Source organism: Cryobacterium psychrophilum, from assembly GCF_004365915.1.
GTDB lineage: Bacteria > Actinomycetota > Actinomycetes > Actinomycetales > Microbacteriaceae > Cryobacterium > Cryobacterium psychrophilum.
The window spans coordinates 1,402,993-1,421,040 of sequence record NZ_SODI01000001.1 but is presented as its reverse complement, the minus strand read 5'-3'; the positions used below and the strand labels follow the sequence as shown (position 1 = coordinate 1,421,040).

General features: G+C 65.4%; 17 protein-coding genes. 10 read left to right on the top strand and 7 right to left on the bottom strand.

Features of this window, described 5'->3' with window-relative positions; genetic code table 11:
* Window positions 1-69 precede the first annotated feature (69 nt).
* The 3 genes from EDD25_RS06540 to EDD25_RS06530 all read left to right on the top strand — a co-directional run bounded on the left by EDD25_RS06540 (window position 70) and on the right by EDD25_RS06530 (window position 1,488).
* Window positions 70-465: a DUF4190 domain-containing protein gene (locus tag EDD25_RS06540; RefSeq protein WP_134172572.1), complete on the top strand. Its 396-nt coding sequence runs from the start codon at window positions 70-72 to the stop codon at window positions 463-465.
* Between the two features lie 66 nt (window positions 466-531).
* Entirely contained in the window at window positions 532-1,023 is a 492-nt protein-coding gene (locus EDD25_RS06535; protein WP_134172571.1) for a DUF4190 domain-containing protein, read from the top strand.
* A gap of 60 nt (window positions 1,024-1,083) precedes the next feature.
* Entirely contained in the window at window positions 1,084-1,488 is a 405-nt protein-coding gene (locus EDD25_RS06530; RefSeq protein WP_134172570.1) for a hypothetical protein, read from the top strand.
* A gap of 105 nt (window positions 1,489-1,593) precedes the next feature.
* On the opposite strand, the gene EDD25_RS06525 is transcribed toward EDD25_RS06530, so the two are convergent.
* The gene (locus EDD25_RS06525) at window positions 1,594-2,796 is read right to left on the bottom strand and encodes a class I SAM-dependent methyltransferase (RefSeq protein ID WP_134172569.1); all 1,203 of its coding nucleotides are present in this window, start codon (window positions 2,794-2,796) and stop codon (window positions 1,594-1,596) included.
* Between the two features lie 131 nt (window positions 2,797-2,927).
* Between EDD25_RS06525 and groES the strand changes: the two genes are divergently transcribed.
* From groES to EDD25_RS06505, 4 genes are all read left to right on the top strand, one after another.
* A complete protein-coding gene (gene groES, locus EDD25_RS06520) occupies window positions 2,928-3,224 on the top strand; it encodes a co-chaperone GroES (RefSeq protein ID WP_134172568.1) in 297 nt (98 codons plus the stop codon).
* A 147-nt stretch (window positions 3,225-3,371) separates the two neighbouring features.
* The gene (gene rarD / locus EDD25_RS06515; protein WP_134172567.1) at window positions 3,372-4,334 is read left to right on the top strand and encodes an EamA family transporter RarD; all 963 of its coding nucleotides are present in this window, start codon (window positions 3,372-3,374) and stop codon (window positions 4,332-4,334) included.
* A 40-nt stretch (window positions 4,335-4,374) separates the two neighbouring features.
* On the top strand, window positions 4,375-5,091 hold the full coding sequence (locus EDD25_RS06510; RefSeq protein WP_134172566.1) for an ABC transporter substrate-binding protein: 717 nt from the start codon (window positions 4,375-4,377) through the stop codon (window positions 5,089-5,091).
* A 127-nt stretch (window positions 5,092-5,218) separates the two neighbouring features.
* The gene (locus EDD25_RS06505; RefSeq protein WP_134172565.1) at window positions 5,219-6,517 is read left to right on the top strand and encodes an ABC transporter substrate-binding protein; all 1,299 of its coding nucleotides are present in this window, start codon (window positions 5,219-5,221) and stop codon (window positions 6,515-6,517) included.
* A 402-nt stretch (window positions 6,518-6,919) separates the two neighbouring features.
* Here the strand turns inward: EDD25_RS06505 and EDD25_RS06500 are convergent, their stop codons facing one another.
* Genes EDD25_RS06500 through EDD25_RS06485 form a run of 4 tightly spaced genes read right to left on the bottom strand, consistent with a single transcriptional unit; the run spans window position 6,920 to window position 10,878 of the window.
* Window positions 6,920-7,687, bottom strand: coding sequence for an ABC transporter ATP-binding protein (locus EDD25_RS06500; RefSeq protein WP_134172564.1), 768 nt, complete (start codon window positions 7,685-7,687; stop codon window positions 6,920-6,922).
* The gene (locus EDD25_RS06495) at window positions 7,674-8,621 is read right to left on the bottom strand and encodes an ABC transporter ATP-binding protein (protein ID WP_198418822.1); all 948 of its coding nucleotides are present in this window, start codon (window positions 8,619-8,621) and stop codon (window positions 7,674-7,676) included. Before EDD25_RS06495 ends, EDD25_RS06500 begins: the two co-directional genes overlap by 14 nt.
* On the bottom strand, window positions 8,611-9,591 hold the full coding sequence (locus EDD25_RS06490; protein WP_134175225.1) for a branched-chain amino acid ABC transporter permease: 981 nt from the start codon (window positions 9,589-9,591) through the stop codon (window positions 8,611-8,613). Before EDD25_RS06490 ends, EDD25_RS06495 begins: the two co-directional genes overlap by 11 nt.
* A 12-nt stretch (window positions 9,592-9,603) precedes the next feature.
* On the bottom strand, window positions 9,604-10,878 hold the full coding sequence (locus EDD25_RS06485; protein ID WP_175182974.1) for a branched-chain amino acid ABC transporter permease: 1,275 nt from the start codon (window positions 10,876-10,878) through the stop codon (window positions 9,604-9,606).
* Window positions 10,879-11,174: 296 nt separating this feature from the next.
* Between EDD25_RS06485 and guaB the strand changes: the two genes are divergently transcribed.
* Complete coding sequence (gene guaB, locus EDD25_RS06480; RefSeq protein ID WP_134172563.1) at window positions 11,175-12,677, top strand: IMP dehydrogenase; 1,503 nt, start codon at window positions 11,175-11,177, stop codon at window positions 12,675-12,677.
* Between the two features lie 114 nt (window positions 12,678-12,791).
* Here guaB and EDD25_RS06475 read toward each other — a convergent pair whose 3' ends face one another.
* Both EDD25_RS06475 and EDD25_RS06470 read right to left on the bottom strand, forming a co-directional pair.
* Window positions 12,792-14,441 carry a DUF3179 domain-containing (seleno)protein gene (locus tag EDD25_RS06475; RefSeq protein WP_134172562.1) on the bottom strand — a complete coding sequence of 550 codons (1,650 nt, stop codon included), beginning with the start codon at window positions 14,439-14,441 and terminating at the stop codon, window positions 12,792-12,794.
* A gap of 29 nt (window positions 14,442-14,470) precedes the next feature.
* Complete coding sequence (locus tag EDD25_RS06470) at window positions 14,471-14,893, bottom strand: thioredoxin (RefSeq protein ID WP_134172561.1); 423 nt, start codon at window positions 14,891-14,893, stop codon at window positions 14,471-14,473.
* A gap of 150 nt (window positions 14,894-15,043) precedes the next feature.
* Between EDD25_RS06470 and EDD25_RS06465 the strand changes: the two genes are divergently transcribed.
* Together EDD25_RS06465 and EDD25_RS06460 are read left to right on the top strand one after the other, a co-directional pair.
* Window positions 15,044-16,162 carry a GuaB3 family IMP dehydrogenase-related protein gene (locus tag EDD25_RS06465; protein ID WP_134175221.1) on the top strand — a complete coding sequence of 373 codons (1,119 nt, stop codon included), beginning with the start codon at window positions 15,044-15,046 and terminating at the stop codon, window positions 16,160-16,162.
* A 49-nt stretch (window positions 16,163-16,211) separates the two neighbouring features.
* Window positions 16,212-17,960, top strand: a complete 1,749-nt coding sequence (locus EDD25_RS06460; RefSeq protein WP_175182973.1) for a glycerol-3-phosphate dehydrogenase/oxidase — start codon at window positions 16,212-16,214, stop codon at window positions 17,958-17,960.
* Window positions 17,961-18,048: the final 88 nt, after the last annotated feature.

Here is an 18,048-nt window from a genome sequence, read left to right as displayed (position 1 = left end):
GAGCCAAATTCTGCGGCGCGGGATATTCTGGGGAGCGCCAACGTGTCATTTGTTATGAGGAGTTCTCACATGTCAGATCCCACCGCCAACGTACCTCCGAGCGAACCGACACCGCCGCCGGCATCCGCCGCACCCACGTACCAGGCCCAGCCGGCACCCGTTTATGCGCAGCAGAAGCAGTCATTCGCGTACGGGGCTCCGGCTGGCCCCGGCCCCGAAACCTTCAATGTGCTCGCAATCGTGTCGTTCGTCAGCGCCTTCGTGGTGTCACTGGCCGCCGTCATCTGCGGCCACATCGCCCTCTCGCAGATCAAGAAGACCGGCGAAAAGGGTCGAGGCCTGGCCATTGCCGGCCTGGTGATTGGCTACGCCGGCATACTCGTCGGCCTCACCGGGGCCATAGTTGCTTTCGTGTCGCTCTTCGTGCTCGTTCAGGCAGACCCGAATATGCTGAGCGGTCAATAGTTTCGCGCGGCGCCCGGCCGAGCCCGCTCCACACGTGCCCGTACCAACTGGAAAGGAACGAACTCCATGAGTGATCCGAATACCCCGCAGGTACCCGACGTGCCGAAGGTGCCGGGCGTTCCTCCGGTCTCGCCGCCGTCCGCGCCCGCCCCGCCACCCAGCTACGGAGCGCCGATCCCGCCGCCGGCCGGTGGCTCTGCCACGCCCCCGCCGCCCTCATACGGCGCCCCGGCAAACCCCTACGAATCAAACCCGTATACGGGCACGACCGCAAAGAAGCCGCCGATGTTCAGCATCCTGGCCATGATCGCCGGAATCATCGGCGTCATCGGCTCGCCGATTGCCATCCTCCCGTTCGTCGGAGGGTTCCTGGGCCTGCTCTTCCCGGTCGCCGGCGTCGTTCTGGGATTCCTCGGCAAGAAGCGCGAGCCGACCGCGCGCGGGTTCTGGCTGACCGGAATCATCAGCGGCTTCGTGGGAATTGGCCTCATGCTGCTGAGCTTCGGGTTGTGGGCGCTGATCTTCGCAGCCGGCAGCTCGTACGACTACACGTATTGATCCAGTGGCGGGCCTCCTCCCCGGGGGTGCCCGCCCGCACCGGCACCACGGAGGACTGCAATGAGCGGAGCGCACCGCGACGCTGACACTGCCGCCGACGCCTATGGGCTGGACCACACGCGTCCGCCGGCACCGCCCGGCAGCGAGCTGGCGTGGGAATCGACGATTACCGCGCCCACCGAGTGGGTTCCGTATGTCTACACCGACGCGGAGGTGCACACGCACACGACCCGTCGGCGCTTGTCCATCGCTGCCCTGGTCTGCGGTCTGCTCGGGCTACTGCTCGGAATCATCGGCGTGTGGGGCGTCTTTATCTCGGTGACCGCCGTGATCCTGGCCCTCATCGCCCGCACCGTCGAGTACCGCGCGAGGGTGTTCTGGCTGAGCGGCCTCGTGGCCGGGCTCGGCGGCATCCTTCTCGCCGTGTTTTGGTTCCTCTACATCACCCAGGTCGTGCTGGCGTAATCTCGGGCAAATTCGCGACACGCCGTGTTTCGTGGCGGGGAATGCGGCGTGTCGCGAAAAAATCCGCAGTTGCGCACGTGTCCGGGGCGCGGAACGACGGCGGGGTTAGCGCACGCGCTCCACGAGCAGCGCCACGCGGTGCCCGGCGGCGCGGGTCAGGATGAGCGTCGCCGACTCGGGGCCCTTGAGTTTCAACCGGCTGCGCAGGGCAGCGGGATCCACGTCCACTCCGCGCTTCTTGATCTCGAGCGTGCCGATGCGGCGTTCCTGCAGCGCCAGACGCAGCTTCTTCTCGTCGACCGGCAGCACCTCGAGCACGCGGAAGGCGCTCGCAAACGGGGTCTGCACGAGCGTGGGCGCTGTGAGGTACGCGATGCCCTCACTGAGCATTTCGGCACCGAGGGTGCGGGCGAGGTCACCGATGAGGCGCGCGCGAATGATCGCACCGTCCGGCTCGTACACGTAGCTGCCGAGCTCGCCCACCGGGGCATCGTCGCTGTCGCCCTCCGCGGTCATCTCGACCGCTCCGGTTGCCGTCAGGAGCAAAGCGGAACGACGGATGCCCTCCCGCGCGAGTGCGCCGAACCACAGCCCCATCTCCACGAGCTGGCCGTCAACGGATACCCACTGTGCCTCCGCGTCGGCCGGGATCAGATCGCGGTCGTGACCCGGACCGAGTTTCACGCCCACCGGCATTCGCTGGGCAAGGCCGAAGGCCCAGTCGAGGGAGGGGGAGTAGTCCTCCGGGCGGGTGATGCGGGAGGTGTTGTTGTGCCCGCTCGTGCGGCGAGCCGGGTCGAGCCAGGCCGCGTCGAAGTCGTCGAGGTTCACATCTTCGGCGGGGGAGTGCACCACGCTCGCCCGGGGAAAGGGCGCGAGGTTGTAGCTCGCCACGCTGGCCGTCACCTCGTCGGCGTCAACGGCCGTGACGTCGAGGTCGATTGCGGCCATGGCCATGGCGTCGCCGCCGATGCCGCAGCCGAGGTCGACGATGCGGACCGGTCGGTCCGTGTCGGTGCGCAGCCCGGCGAAGCGGCCGGCGTGCAGGGCCGCGACACGCAGGCGCGTGGCCTGTTCGAGTCCGGCCTCGGTGAAGAGCATGCGGCTCGCGAATTCGTCGAATTTCGGTGCGGCCTTCGCTCGCAGCCGGGACTGGCTCAGCGCCGCCGCCACGAGGCCGGCGGCGTGCCCGGCCTTGCGAAGCTCGCTCACGGCCCGCACGACGTCGATTGTGCCGTAGGCGGGAAGGGAGTCCAGCAGGCGTAAACCCTCGGGCGAAAGCAGCTCGACGAGCTCGGTGCGTTCCATTGAATAAACCTATCAATCCTGCCTGGGTCTGGCACTCACGTTGCGTGAGTGCCAGAAGCACCCTAAGCTCGTTTTGGCACTCTCGTTGTGAGTCTGCTAACCCCATATCTTCGTAAAGAAAGAGGTCAACCGTGTCGGTCTCCATCAAGCCGCTCGAGGATCGCATCGTCATCAAGCAGGTCGACGCAGAGCAGACGACCGCTTCAGGACTCGTCATTCCTGACTCCGCCAAGGAAAAGCCCCAGGAGGGTGAAGTTGTTGCTGTCGGCCCCGGCCGCATCGACGACAAGGGCAACCGCGTCCCCCTCGACATCGCCGTTGGCGACAAGGTGCTCTACTCCAAGTACGGCGGAACCGAAGTCAAGTTCGGTGGCGACGACCTTCTCGTTCTGTCGGCTCGCGACGTTCTCGCGGTCGTCATTCGCTAAGTAGCTTCACCCGTACGTTTCACTGGTACGAAAAAACTCCCGGATGGCTTCGCCGTTCGGGAGTTTTTTGTGCCCGTCGTGCGTTGCACCCAAGTGCCGCAAATCAGGTGAGATCAGTCTTTGGCAGAGTTGTAGACAGGAATATTGATGACGAATGCTCCGCCCACCAAGGCCGTGTCGGCAGCCACCGCCGGCGCTTCACGATCTGAGCACAGTCGTGGGCTGCTCTTCGGCTTCCTCGCCTACGGTCTCTGGGGCCTCCTTCCCCTCTACTTCGTTCTGCTCACGCCCACGGGTGCGTTCGAGGTCGTGGGCTGGCGGGTGCTCTTCTCCCTCGTTGTCTGCGTCGTGCTCATCACGGCCACACGCAAGTGGGGCGTGCTGCGGGCAGTCCTCGGCCAGCGCCGCGTCATGCTCACCATGGGTCTGGCCGGGCTGCTCATCTTCGTGAACTGGCAGACCTATGTGTTTGCGGCCATGACCGGTCACGTGGTCGAAGCCGCGCTCGGCTACTTCATCAACCCCATCGTCACGGTGCTTCTCGGCGTCCTCGTGCTGCGCGAACGATTGCGTCGCATCCAGTGGATTGCGATCGCCATCAGCCTGGTCGCGGTGATTGTTCTCACCGTTGGGTATGGGACGCTTCCGTGGATCTCGCTCGTGCTTGCCTTCTCCTTCGGCTTCTACGGCCTCATGAAGAAGCGGGTGGGCTCGCGCGTTGACGCCGTCACGGGGCTGACCATTGAGACGGCCTGGCTCGCTCCGGTGGCCATCATCCAGCTCGTGGTCGTCGGAAGTATGTCTGGCCTCACCATCGGCACGGTGTCCACGGCGCACACCCTGGGGCTGCTCGGGGCCGGTCTCGTGACCGCTGTTCCCCTGCTCCTGTTTGCCGCCGCTGCGCGCCGCCTGCCCCTCACCGTGCTGGGGCTGATCCAATTCGCGGCACCGGTGCTGCAGTTTCTTGTGGGGGTCGTCATTCTGAAGGAGCCGATGCCCGTGGAACGCTGGATCGGGTTCTCCCTCGTGTGGGTGGCGCTCATCGTTCTCACGATCGACATGATCGCCTCAGGTCGGGTGGCCCGGCGAGCGTCCCTCGAACCGGTCTGATTCGATTTACGCTCGGGGAAGACCTTCCGAGAGGACCTAGATGCCCCGCCCCACCCTTTGTGCTGCGCTCCTGGCCGCCGTGCTTGCCACCACGCTCGCCGGGTGCTCCGGACCCGTTCCGGTGCCCACAGTTGCAACCGCAACCGCAACACCCACGGCCGTGAGCCCCACCGGCGACGGCCTGCTACGCATCGGTACCCTGTTTCCGTTGAGCGGGGATCATGCGGCCAGCGGGGCCGCCCAGGTGGCCGGATCAGAGGTCGCCGCACGGGAGATAGCCGCACGCGGCGGCGTGCTGGGGCAACCGGTACAGCTGATCCATCGCAATTCTGTGAGGGACGAGGCGGCGGCGTTCGCGAGCCTCACCGACCGGGCGGTGGACGCGGTGCTCTGGGACGCACAGACAGCGGCGCGGCCCGAGCTTGCGGCATCCGTGGCTCCTGCCGCGTTGCTCTCGCTCAGCGATCTCGTGAATGGCGGCACGCCCCTCGCCGTGGGCGAGGACTTCGCCACGCGCCTGAAGCTGGCCGACCCGGGACTGAGCGATACGGCCGGGGCGGCCGAGGCCTACGACGGCGTCATCGCCACCGCGCTCGCCGCGATCGTGACCGGCGACGACGGGGCAGCCTCGCTGGAGACCGGCTGGGTGAGAGTGCGCCAGGGCCCAGCGGTCTGCACCTCGTGGGGTGAATGCGTACTCGCTCTGCAGGAAGGCCTGCAGATTGAGTACCAGGGATTGACCGGCAGCCAATCGTAACGATTTGGTCGCTTTACGCAGTTGTAACATGCATTTCATGGAACTGGTGGCCCGGACTGCCTACTGTGACATAACGGCAGTCATCCGACGGCCATCTCTACGTCTTTTTCAACTCCCAAGGAGCAACATGAGCGTATTCGCGAAGGCACCTGCCTCCGGCTCACTTCGTGCCGTTTTCACCGGAATCGCCATGGTTGGTGTGAGCGCGTTGCTGCTCACCGGCTGCGCCTCCGGTGCGGGCACCACATCTGATGACACTTCCTCGCCCGCCGCGAGCGACGACGCAAAGCCGATCACGGCCGGCGATCGCGACCTGACTCTCAAGATCGGCACTATTCTCCCCCAGAGTGGAGCGCTGGCCTTCCTCGGCCCGCCGGAAGAAGCCGGTGTGCAGCTGGCCGTCGACGACATCAATGCCGCCGGCCTGGGTCTCACCGTCGAGGCAATCTTCCGCGACTCGGGCGACACCCAGACCGACACCGCAACCGTCTCGGTGACCGACCTCCTCTCCCAGGATGTTTCGGCCATCGTCGGAGCGGCGTCCTCGGGTGTCTCCAAGACCGTGATCGACAAGATCACCGGGGCCGGCGTTGTGCACTTCTCCCCGGCCAACACCTCGGCCGACTTCACCGACTATCCCGATGACAACCTCTACTGGCGCACCGCACCCTCGGACCTCCTCCAGGGTGAAGTACTGGGCAACCAGATCGCCGCCGACGGTAACGCCACCCTCGGCATGATCGTTCTCAACGACGCGTACGGTACCGGCCTGGCGTCCTCGACCAAGGCCGCGTTCGAAGCGGCCGGCGGTGAAGTCGTTGCCGAGTCCCTGTTCAACGAGGGCGACTCCACCTTCGACGCTCAGATCTCCGACGTCACCGCGGCGGCTCCTGATGCGATCGTGCTGATCACCTTCGATCAGGCCAAGGTCATCGTTCCGACACTCGTCGGCACCGGCTTCCCGGGCGACAAGCTGTACTTCGTAGACGGCAACCTCGCCGACTACAGCGCTGACTTCGCAGCCGGCACCATGACCGGTGCCAAGGGAACCCTCCCCGGCCTCGACGTCGGCGGCCTGGGCGACTTCACCGATCGCCTGCTGGGGGTCGACGCTACGCTGACCGACTTCAGCTACGCCGCGGAGTCCTATGACACCGTGGTCCTGCTTGCCCTGGCCGCCTATGCAGCCAACGACGTGTCAGGCCGTTCGATCGCCGACCACCTCCGCCAGATTTCGGGCGGAACGGGCGACGGAGTCAAGGTCACTGACTTCGCAGCCGGTGCCGAGGCGCTCGCCAACGGAGACCAGATCGACTACGACGGCTTCTCCGGACCGGTCACTTTCGATGAGAACGGCGACCCGACCGAGGCCACCATCGGCGTCTACGAGTACGCTGACGACAACACCTACAGCCGCATCAACTAGCCTATAGCGCCACACAGAACAGAAGGGCCCCGGCTTCGGCCGGGGCCCTTCTGTCTGCCCGTTGCGTGCCCGCGCGGCGGTACGGAGCCCGCGTCCGACCTGGCGCCACGCCGTGCGGGGCAGACGAGCGCGGGGCAGACGAGTGCGGGGCGGCGCGACGCACGGCAGCGCGACGAGCGCTGCCCGGTCCCGCGTCGCAGCTACGCCCGGATGGCGCTGTGCCGTTCCGGTGTCCCGACGGGGGCGTGGCATCGGAACGGGTGCCGTGGATCTCCTGCGCCCCGCTGGGGAGTCGCGCCGAGCGGACTCCGCGCCTGCAACGGCGACTCATGGCGGGCGCACGACAGCGGCGCCCGAGGTGACCTCGGGCGCCGCTGTCGTGCGGGTCGTGCGGGGGAGGAGCTAGTCCTGCCCGAGGGTGCCCAGGTACAGGCCAATGACCTTGGGGTCGTTGAGCAATTCGCGACCGGTGCCGGTGTAGGCGTCCTTGCCCTGGTCGAGCACGTACCCGCGGTCGCAGATCTGCAGGCAGCGTTGGGCGTTCTGCTCGACCATGATCGTCGTGACTCCGGCCTTGTTGATTTCCTTCACACGCAGGAACGCCTCGTCCTGACGCACCGGCGACAGGCCGGCAGAGGGCTCGTCGAGGAGCATGACGTGCGGGCCCATCATGAGCGCTCGGCTCATGGCGACCATCTGTCGTTCTCCGCCCGAGAGCGATCCCGCGCGCTGGGACATCCGTTTGCCCAGTTCCGGAAAGATCTCGGTGACGTACTCGAGGCGTTCTATGAGGCCCTTCGGCTTCTGGAAGATGCCCATCTCCAAGTTTTCCCGAATGGTGAGGGTCGGGAAGACGTTATTGGACTGCGGGACGAACCCCACACCCATGGAGACGAGCTTGTTCGCCTTGTGGTTGGTGATGTCTTTGCCGCGCAACATGATCTCGCCCTCGCGCACCTTCACCAGCCCGAAGATCGCCTTGAGCAGCGTGGACTTTCCCGCGCCGTTCGGACCGATGATGCCGATGAGCTCGCCGTCGTAGGCGGTGAGCGAGCAGGAATTGAGAATGTTCACCCCGGTCACATAACCGGCCGTGACATTGCGGACTTCAACCACCTTGTCACGCTCAGGGGCCGCAACGGGGGTGGCGCTGGGGCTAACGTTCGTCATCGAGCAACTCCTTCATAGCTACTACGTGTTCCTGGTCCTCGCCGATGTCTTCGTCGTGGTGCTGGCCCAGATAGGCGTCGATCACGACCTGGTTACGCATGACCTCATGGGGGTCGCCCTCCGCGACCACCTTGCCCTCGGCCATCACGATCACCCAGTCGGCGATGTGGCGCACCATTTGCATGTCGTGTTCGACGAAGAGCACGGTCATGCCCTGCGCCTTGAGGTTGAGCACGTGGTCGAGCAGCGACTGGGTGAGGGCCGGGTTCACGCCGGCCATCGGCTCGTCGAGCATCACGAGGGTGGGGTCGCTCATCAACGCCCGCGCCATCTCCAGGAGCTTGCGTTGACCGCCCGACAGGCTCGCCGCGTAGTCGTCCTTCTTCTCATGCAGTTTGAAACGCGTCAGCAGCTCGGCGGCCTTGGCTTCATTGGCCACCTCCTGCCGACGCCACAGGAACGGGAACAGCGATCGGAACATGTCCTCGCCGACCTGGCCCTTCGCGCCGAGCAGCATGTTGTCCATGACCGTCAGCAGGCCAAGCGCCTTGGTGAGCTGGAAGGTGCGAATCTGGCCCAGACGGGCGACCTTGAATGCGGGCAGTCCGGCCAGGGAACGACCCTCAAAGGTCCACTTTCCGCTGTCCGGCTTGTCGAACCCGGTCAGCAGGTTGAACAGGGTCGTCTTTCCGGCGCCGTTCGGACCGATCAGGGCCGTGATCGCGCCGCGCGGAATCTCGATGTGCGCGACATCGACCGCGGTCAGGCCGCCGAAGCTGCGCCGCACATGGTCGGCGACGAGGATCGGGTCGCGCTTCTGGCAGCCCGGAACCGCCTCACCGATGTGCAGGTCGGTCGATTTCACCGGCTTGGTCGACGGGACAACTTCTACATCGTCCGGGGCATCGTTTGTGGGTACACCGTTAGCGGACAAAGGCCAACTCCTTCTTATTGCCGAAGATGCCTTGCGGTCTGAAGATGACTATCAGCATAATCGCGACCCCCACCAGAATGAAGCGCAACTGGCCGGCTTGAATATTGGTCATGAAAGGCAACCAGCCCGCCTCCACCGCCCGGGCCATGAACCCGGAGAAGAAGGACAACAGCACCCAGAAGATCATCGACCCGATCACTGGGCCGAGGATGGTCGCGGCGCCGCCGAGCAGGAGGATCGCGTAGATGAAGAACGTCAGTGTCGTCTGATAGTTGGACGGCACCACGGCCCGCGGCAACGCGAAGATCATGCCGGCGACGGTCCCGAAGACGCCACCGATGACGAGCGACTGCATTTTGTAGGCGTAGACATTCTTGCCGAGCGCACGCACGGCGTCCTCGTCTTCGCGGATGCCCTTGATGACGCGGCCCCAGGGACTGCGCATGAGCTGCCAGACGAGCAGGCAGGCCAGGATCACGATTGTCCAGGCCACGAGGCGCAGCCAGGTGTCGTAGGCGTTGTTCTCGAACGGGCCGAAGCCGTAGGAACCCGGCGGCAGCGGGTTCAGTGCCGCGAACTCGTTCTTGTAGCCGCTGAGACCGTTGGCCGAACCGGTGACCGAGGCGAAGGTGTTCGTCGTGAACAGCAACCGCACGATTTCCGCGGCCGCGATCGTCACGATCGCCAGGTAGTCCGCCCGCAACCGCAGGGTAGGAATTCCGAGGATCAGGGCGAAGATTACGGATGCCCCGACACCGACCAGGAAGGCTCCCCAGACGGGGAACCCGAAGGTCAGGATCGAGATCGCGTACCCGTAGGCACCCAGTGCCATGAAGCCGGCCTGGCCGAAGTTCAGGAGTCCGGTGTATCCGAAGTGAACCGCGAGGCCCAGAGCCGCGAGCGCGTACGCTGCGGTGGTCGGGCTGAGCAGCTCGACGGCTGCGTTGCCAAAGATTGCTTGCCAGTCGATCATCGTTGCCCCTTAACCAATTCTCTCTTTGCGACCCATGATGCCTTGAGGCCGAAACAGCAGCACCAGGATCAGAATCACGAGCGCGCCGACGTACTTCATGTCGGACGGAAGCCAAAGCGTCGACAGCTCAACGAACAAGCCGACGATGATGGAGCCGATCAGGGCTCCGAACGCGGTGCCCAGACCGCCCAGGGTTACGGCTGCGAAGACCAGCAGCAGGAGCTGGAAGCCCATGTCCCAGCTGACACCGGGTCGGAAGTATGCCCACAGCACCCCGCTGAGCCCGGCGAGGGCCGCGCCGGCCACCCACACGATCTTGATGACGCCGTCAACGTCGATGCCACTCGCCGAGGCGAGGCTGGGGTTGTCGGAGACCGCCCGGGTAGCCTTGCCGATGCGGGTACGCAACAGGAAGTAGGCAACGAGCAGCAGCACGACGATGCTGATTCCCATGCTGGCCATGTCGATCACCGACAGCGACACGGGCCCGAACTTGAGGTCGGCCATGCCGGACCCGGGCAGCTGACTGGTCGAACCGCCGAAGAAGTACTGGTACAGGTAGCGCAGGGCCAGGGACAGCCCGATGCTCACGATCATGAGGGGAACCAGCGCCACGCCTTTGCGGCGCAGCGGTTTCCAGACGACCGCATCGAGTCCCCAGCCGAGACCCGCGCTCAGCAGGATTGCGATGATGATCGCGATCCAGATGGGGAGTGCCAAGTTGACCGAAAAGACCAGCGTCATCAAGGCACCGAAGGTGATGAGTTCGGCGTGGGCGAAGTTGCTCAGCCCGGTGGTGCCGAAAATCAGCGACAGGCCGATGGCCGCGAGCGCCAGCAGGAGCCCGAAGTTGAGGCCGTTCACCGCCCGGTTCAGGAACTGGTCAAAGAAGCTGACCGTGTTCCTCTCCGCCTGGCCGAGGAAGAAGTTCACGGATTTGAACTTGGTCTGTCCGAACTCCGCCTTGATCTCGGAATCCTTGATGATGGCGACCCCGTCGGGAAGCGTGTCCTCGTCGAGGGTGATGGTGTACTCGGCGCGTTCCGGCACACCGATTCGCCATTTGCCTTCGGCGTCGGTCTTGGCCTCGGCTTTATAGTCGGCGCCCTTCACCGAGATGAGAACGCCGTCCAGCGGCTCGCCGTTGAACTGCACGTTGCCGGCGAAAGAGAAGTCGTACTCGGTGCCGACCTCGTCAGCATGAGCCGGTCCCGCCGTGAGGGTGGACAGGGTGAGGGCTGCGAAGAGTACGCCGAGGAGCACGATGAGTATCCGAGGTGTCATTCTGCGAGCCGTGTCAGTGGGGTTCACTGGACCTCCATGGGGGCGCCGACAGCTGGTAACCGGCGGGCGCCGAGTCTCACTGCCAACAACGTTGTTGACCGTACCTGCCGATTATGTCGTAAATGTTTCGTACGCGGGCGCCTGCGCACCCAGTTTGTTTCCGCAAGGCGTTCGGAGGAATGCGCGGGGCCCAAACACGCTTAACATTGACATACCGCTTTCAGCCCAGTGCAGCGCGCGGGCGGGGTCATTTTTTCGAGACAAGTAATGCGTGCACACACGAGTTAAGAGGTTTTATGGATCAGCCAGATCCGTTCGGTTTCATCGGGCTTACCTATGACGATGTTCTGCTCCTGCCGGGCCATACCGACGTGATTCCCAGTGAGGCAGTGACAATGTCGCGCCTCACGAAGCGAATCAACGTCGCAACGCCGCTGCTGTCGAGCGCCATGGACACGGTCACCGAAACTCGTATGGCCATTGCGATGGCCCGTGAGGGCGGCCTGGGAATCTTGCACCGCAACCTCTCCATTGGCGACCAGGCCGAGCAGGTTGACCTCGTCAAACGCAGCGAATCCGGCATGATTACCAATCCGGTAACAACTTCGCCCGATGCCACCGTGGCGGAGGTTGACGCTATCTGCGGGCAGTTCCGCGTGAGTGGCCTCCCCGTGATCGACGGTGAGGGTGTGCTCGTTGGTCTCATCACCAACCGGGACATGCGCTTCGTGCCCAAGGCCGAGAAGCGCACCACCCGCGTGCGCGACGTCATGACCACCTCGACGCTCATCACGGGCAAGGTCGGTATGCCGCCCGAAGACGCACTCGCCATCTTCGCCAAGCACAAGATCGAGAAACTTCCCCTGATCGACGCGGCCGGCAAGCTCACCGGGCTCATCACGGTGAAGGACTTCGACAAGAGCGAGGAATACCCGCTCGCGACCAAGGACGACAACGGGCGCCTGCGCGTCGGTGCGGCCATCGGCTTCTTCGGCGACGCGTGGCAGCGGGCGACCGCGCTGCTCGAAGCCGGTGTCGACGTGCTCGTGGTTGACACCGCCAACGGCGACAGCTCCGGCGTGCTCGACATCATCCGTCGTCTGAAGAGTGACAAGGCCTTCGCCGACGTCGACGTGATCGGCGGAAACGTGGGCACGCGTTCCGGTGCCCAGGCGCTCATCGATGCCGGTGCAGACGCGATCAAGGTGGGTGTGGGCCCCGGCTCCATTTGCACCACCCGCATCGTCGCCGGCGTGGGTGTTCCCCAGGTCACGGCCGTGTACCAGGCCTCGCTGGCCGCACGGGAGTCCGGCGTTCCGGTGATCGCCGACGGCGGACTGCAGTACTCGGGTGACATCGCGAAGGCCCTCGTGGCCGGTGCCGACACCGTGATGCTCGGCTCGCTGCTCGCTGGCTGTGACGAAAGCCCCGGCGAGCTTGCGTTCGTCAACGGCAAGCAGTTCAAGTCGTACCGCGGCATGGGCTCACTCGGCGCGCTGCAGACCCGCGGGTCGAAGACGTCGTACTCGAAGGACCGCTACTTCCAGGCGGATGTCCCCACTGACGACAAGCTCATCCCCGAGGGCATCGAAGGCCAGGTTCCCTATCGCGGTTCCCTGTCCGCCGTGGCCTATCAGCTCATCGGCGGCCTGCGCCAGTCGATGTTCTACGTGGGTGCCCGCACGATTGCCGAGCTCAAGCAGCAGGGCAAGTTCGTGCGCATCACCTCGGCCGGACTCAAGGAGTCGCACCCGCACGACGTGCAGATCGTCGTCGAGGCGCCGAACTACCGCCGGTAGGGCGTGTTCGCCGTGTTGCCTCGCCCGTGAACGTTCGGGCGGGGCAACACATTTTTTTGCGGCTGCTTCCGGTCTTCCGAGCGTCGGTGCGCGACAGGCGATCTGATCGCGCGCTCACTGTGTGCCGGGGTCGAAGACGACCCCGGCCTCCTGGTGCTGAACCGCCCAGCTGAACCACATCTCAAAGTAGAAGGGGATGTCTTCCCCGTCTGCTGCGCTGATTGCGAGTTGGTTTGTGGTCTTCTCCAGCGTGATGGTCTGCCCGGCGACATCCGTCAGGTACTTCTCGTCGTTCTTGAGGGCGAGCCACGGCGCGGCGACCCGGGTGCCGTCGACGGTGAACGCGACGAAGATCTCCTTGGCCGGGTACCGCGTGTCGAGCTGGCTCGGCGAGAAGATGAAGCCCTCGCTCTGGTCATAGCCCGAGTAGGGGCTACGGGAGTAGTCCCTGGAATGGCCGGTGTTTTCGCTGAGGATCACGGCGCCGGGAAACGCGCCCTCGATCTCGCCGACGGTCAGGAGCTGAAACTTTCGCAGTTCGAGCTGGTGCGGAAAATGCTCGCCCGCGAGCGCCTTGCCGGTGCTCTGCTGCCAGAGCGTTTCACTGCTGCGATCGAACATGACCATGTTGCTCTCGATCAAGCCTCCGCTCACGCCGAACGTGGTGACCTCGCCGCCCGGGAGAATACGGTCATAGACGATGGCGCTGCCGCAGAGCGGGCAGAAGGTCACGGCGACGGGTGCATCGTCGAGTGTGTCATTCACGATCTCGTGCCAGACCAGGATGTTGTAGGGGTACACCTTCACCTCGGTCTCGCCCTCCAAAACGATCGCCTGCACGCTGTCGTCGTGCGGGAAGGTCGCGATCGGCTCGAAGTGCGGGGCATCGAGAGCGGGAATCCCGTCCCGCGGCGGTCCACCGCCCAGCGCCCCAGCGATCGCCGGATCGGCCCTGGACCAGTCAGTGTCGGGGAACGACCGGAGCAGGAAGTCGGGAACCTCGATACCGGTGGGGTCCGCGCCGGAGCCCACAGCCTGGTCGCTCATCGAGTCGAGCAGAGGCCGCTCCAGCTGGACGGCGCCAAGGAATCCCCGATCGATGAGCCATACCTCGATGTTCCGCACCTGCCCGGTGGAGATCAGCAGGCCGATGATGATGAGGAATACCCCGAGCCCGCGTCGGAATTTGCCGTCGGGGTTGGTGGCCCAGCCCAGGCGCGTGGTGACCGAGCGTCCGCCGAGCGCCACGAGAAGCATGACAGCGCTCAGGCCCAGCGTGTACGCGACGATGTTCGCGATGCCGTCCGTCAGGTTGGCGGGCAGGACGACGGCGAGAATCAGGCCGTAGGTGGGGCTGCAGCTGGTGAAGATCGGCCCGAGTGAGAGGCCGAGCACAATGCTTCGGGTCGCTCCGGTCTTGCGCGCCGAGCGGTCAGCGAGGTTACCGCTGCGCTCCTGGAGGCGCAGTCGAGCCGAGAGCCGGTCCCAGATTGTCGGGAAGGCCAGCGACACACCGATGAACGCGACGAGTGCGCCGGAAATGATCAGCCACACGTTGCTCGGAACCCCGAGCAATGCAGTGGTGGCCTTGGTCAGGAGTGTGAAGAGAACCACCGAGACGGCAAGGCTCGCGATGATGAGGTAGGGGGAGCGTCGGCTCCGCCCCTCCGCCGCGCCGGCGAGCACGACCGGGAGCAACGGGAGCACGCAGGGCGACAGAATCGTCAGGACGCCCGCAAGAAACGAAAGCGGCAAGAGCTCCATGGGGCACCGACATCCGTTTTCGTAGCGCGTTACCCGAGCTCACCGAGCAGGGCGTCGAGAGTGGGGGTGAGGTGCCAGGTCGCAATCCGGTCTCCGTCAGGGCTGACCTGCACCAGGGTGTGCTGCAGGGTGACCTCGTATCGCTGTTTGAGCGCCGTCGCGGTATCGAAGTCGACGTGCAGGATGCGAACGTTCTCGGGAATCTTGTCGACGTTGGCGGTGATGTCATCGGAGAGCAGCTTGCAGGTCGCGCACCACTGGGCGTGGAAGAAGAGGATGACCTTGTCGTCGTCGGATGCCGCAGCGACGGCCTCGGGAGAGTAATCGCGGTACGCGGCGGATGCGGAGACCGACGTTGGGCCGGGGTCCGCGGGCTGCGACCGGGCCAGGACCACGGCCCCGCCCGTCACGATCGTCGCAGCGATCGCGATGGCGATAATCCGTCTGTTCATGGGCGGTGCCTTCCTGGGCAACGAGTCTTCCCTCCACGCTATCGATCCAGAAACCTGAGTTCTGTGATCCCGCACACACAACGCAACCCGGTCGCGGATCCGTCGCGGGCAACACGTGTCTGCGGCTGCACCTAAACTGATTGTGTGAGTATGGAAATCGAGATCGGCCGTTCCAAGCGCGCTCGCCGCGTATACGCCTTCGACGACATTGCGGTGGTGCCGAGTCGGCGCACCCGAGATCCGGAAGACATTTCTGTCTCCTGGTCGATCGATGCGTACCAGTTTGCGATCCCGGTGCTTGCCGCACCGATGGACTCCGTCGTGTCACCCACGACGGCGATCATGATGGGCCAGCTCGGCGGCGTCGGCGTTCTCGACCTCGAAGGTCTCTGGACCCGTCACGACGACCCGGAGCCGCTGCTCGCCGAGATCCGTCGTCTGCCTGAGGCGAAGGCGACCGTTCGCCTTCAGGAGATGTACTCGGCCCCGATCAAGCCCGAACTCGTGACCGCACGTCTGGCCGAGATCCGTGCCGGTGGCGTCACGGTGGCCGGCGCCCTGTCGCCGCAGCGCACCCAGGAACTCTACGAAACGGTTGTCGCCGCCGGCGTCGACCTGTTCGTTATTCGTGGCACCACCGTGTCGGCGGAGCACGTGTCACAGAACCAGGAACCCCTCAACCTCAAGAAGTTCATCTACGAGCTCGACGTTCCCGTGATCGTGGGCGGCGCCGCCACGTATACCGCGGCATTGCACCTCATGCGCACCGGCGCCGCCGGCGTGCTCGTCGGCTTCGGCGGGGGAGCGGCGTCCACCACCCGCGCGACCCTCGGCATCCACGCCCCGATGGCCACGGCCGTCGCTGACGTCGCCGGCGCTCGTCGCGACTACATGGACGAGTCGGGTGGCCGCTACGTGCACGTCATCGCCGACGGCGGCCTCGGTACCTCCGGCGACATCGTGAAGGCCATCGCCTGCGGCGCCGACGCCGTGATGCTCGGCACCGCCCTCGCCCGGGCAACGGATGCCCCCGGTGGCGGTTTCCACTGGGGCGCCGAGGCGCACCACCCGCAGCTGCCGCGCGGACAGCGCGTCGAGGTGGGCACCGTGGCGCCGCTCGAAGAAATTCTCTACGGACCGGCGCCGGGCGCCGACGGCACGGCCAACCTCGTGGGTGCGCTCCGACGTTCCATGGCCACCACAGGCTATTCCGACCTGAAGGAATTCCAACGCGTTGAGGTGGTTGTCGCGCCGTACCCGGTGAAGTAACGTCGGTTGTGACGCAGTTGTCCCGCATCTCTTTGAACAGGAGTCGCACATGGCCTCGCAGAACTCGGTCCCACGTAAATCAGTGACCCGGTCCACCAGGCTGGGCCCGGAGGAACGCGAAGCAGCGCTCGAGAAGCTGAAATCCCGGGAACTCGACATTCTGGTCGTGGGCGGCGGCATCGTCGGTGCGGGTTGCGCGATGGACGCGGTGACCCGCGGGCTGAGTGTCGGGATCCTCGAGGCCAGAGACTGGTCGTCGGGAACGTCGAGCCGGTCGTCCAAGCTCGTGCACGGCGGCATCCGTTACCTGGAGCAGCTCGACTTTCGGCTCGTTCGTGAGGCGCTCACCGAGCGTGGCCTGCTGCTGCAGCGGCTCGCCCCGCACCTCGTGAAGCCCGTGCGTTTTCTCTTCCCGCTCAAGAAGCGCTTCACCGAGCGGTTCTACATCGGTGCGGGCATGCTGCTCTACGACATCTTCTCTTACACGGGTGGGCGCCATCCGGGCGTTCCGCACCACCGCCATCTCTCCAAGCGACAGGTGCAGAAGCTCATGCCGAGCCTTGCGCACGACGCGCTCGTGGGCGGCATCACGTACTACGACGCGCAGGTCGATGACGCGCGCTATGTGGCCTCGCTCGTGCGCACGGCATCGTTCTACGGCGCCCACGCGGCAAGCCGGGTGCGGGTCGAAGGTTTCATCAAAGTGGGCGAGCGGGTGGTGGGCGTACACGCGCACGACCTGCAGACCGGTGAACGCTTCGACGTGCGGGCCAAGCAGGTTGTGAACGCCACGGGGGTGTGGACCGACGACACGCAGCGCATGGTCGGCGAACGCGGAACGTTCAAGGTTCGTGCGTCGAAGGGCGTGCACCTGCTGGTACCGCGTGATCGTTTCCAGTCGGCCATGGGGCTGCTGCTGCGCACCGAGAAGAGCGTCTTGTTCGTCATTCCGTGGGGCCGACACTGGCTCATCGGCACAACCGACACCGACTGGCACCTGGACAAGGAGCACCCGGCAGCGACGGCAGCCGACATCGACTACATCCTCGAACGCGTCAACTCCGTGCTGACCGTTCCCCTCACCCGTGAAGACGTCGAGGGCGTATTCGCGGGATTACGACCGCTACTGGCCGGAGAATCCGACCAGACCTCCAAGCTCTCCCGCGAACACCTCGTGGGCCACTCCGTGCCCGGACTCGTGGTGATCGCCGGCGGCAAGTGGACCACCTATCGCATCATGGCCAAGGACGCCGTCGATGCGGCAGTGGATGCCCTCGACGGCAAGATTCCCGCATCAACGACCCACGACATCCCCCTGCTCGGCGCCGAGGGATACCAGGCCGCCTGGAACAAGCGCCGCAAGATCGCGCGGGCCTTCGGCCTGCACACCGTGCGCATCGAACACCTGCTCAACCGGTACGGCACCCTCACCGACGAGCTGCTGGACCTGATCCGAGCGGATGCCTCCCTCGCCGAACCCCTGCCCGGTGCCGACGACTACATCGGTGCCGAGATCATGTACGCCGCCTCGCACGAGGGAGCGCTGCACCTCGACGACGTACTGGCCCGGCGTACCCGCATCTCTATCGAGGCGTGGGATCGCGGCGTCTCCGCGGCCCCCGTCGCCGCGCGGCTGATGGCCGGAGTGCTCGGCTGGGATGAGGAGCAGACGGAACGCGAGATCACGTTCTACCTCACCCGGGTCGCTGCGGAGCGTGCGTCCCAGGAAGAGCCCGACGACGAGTCCGCCGACCGTGTGCGGCTCGCGGCTCCCGACATCACCTCCGCCGCCCAATAGCCCCGCCCGCGCCCGCCCGGCGGCCGCGCGGTCACCGGGCGGGCGCGGGATGCCTTCGGCGTGCAGGAACGCACCGAAGTCGGCCAGT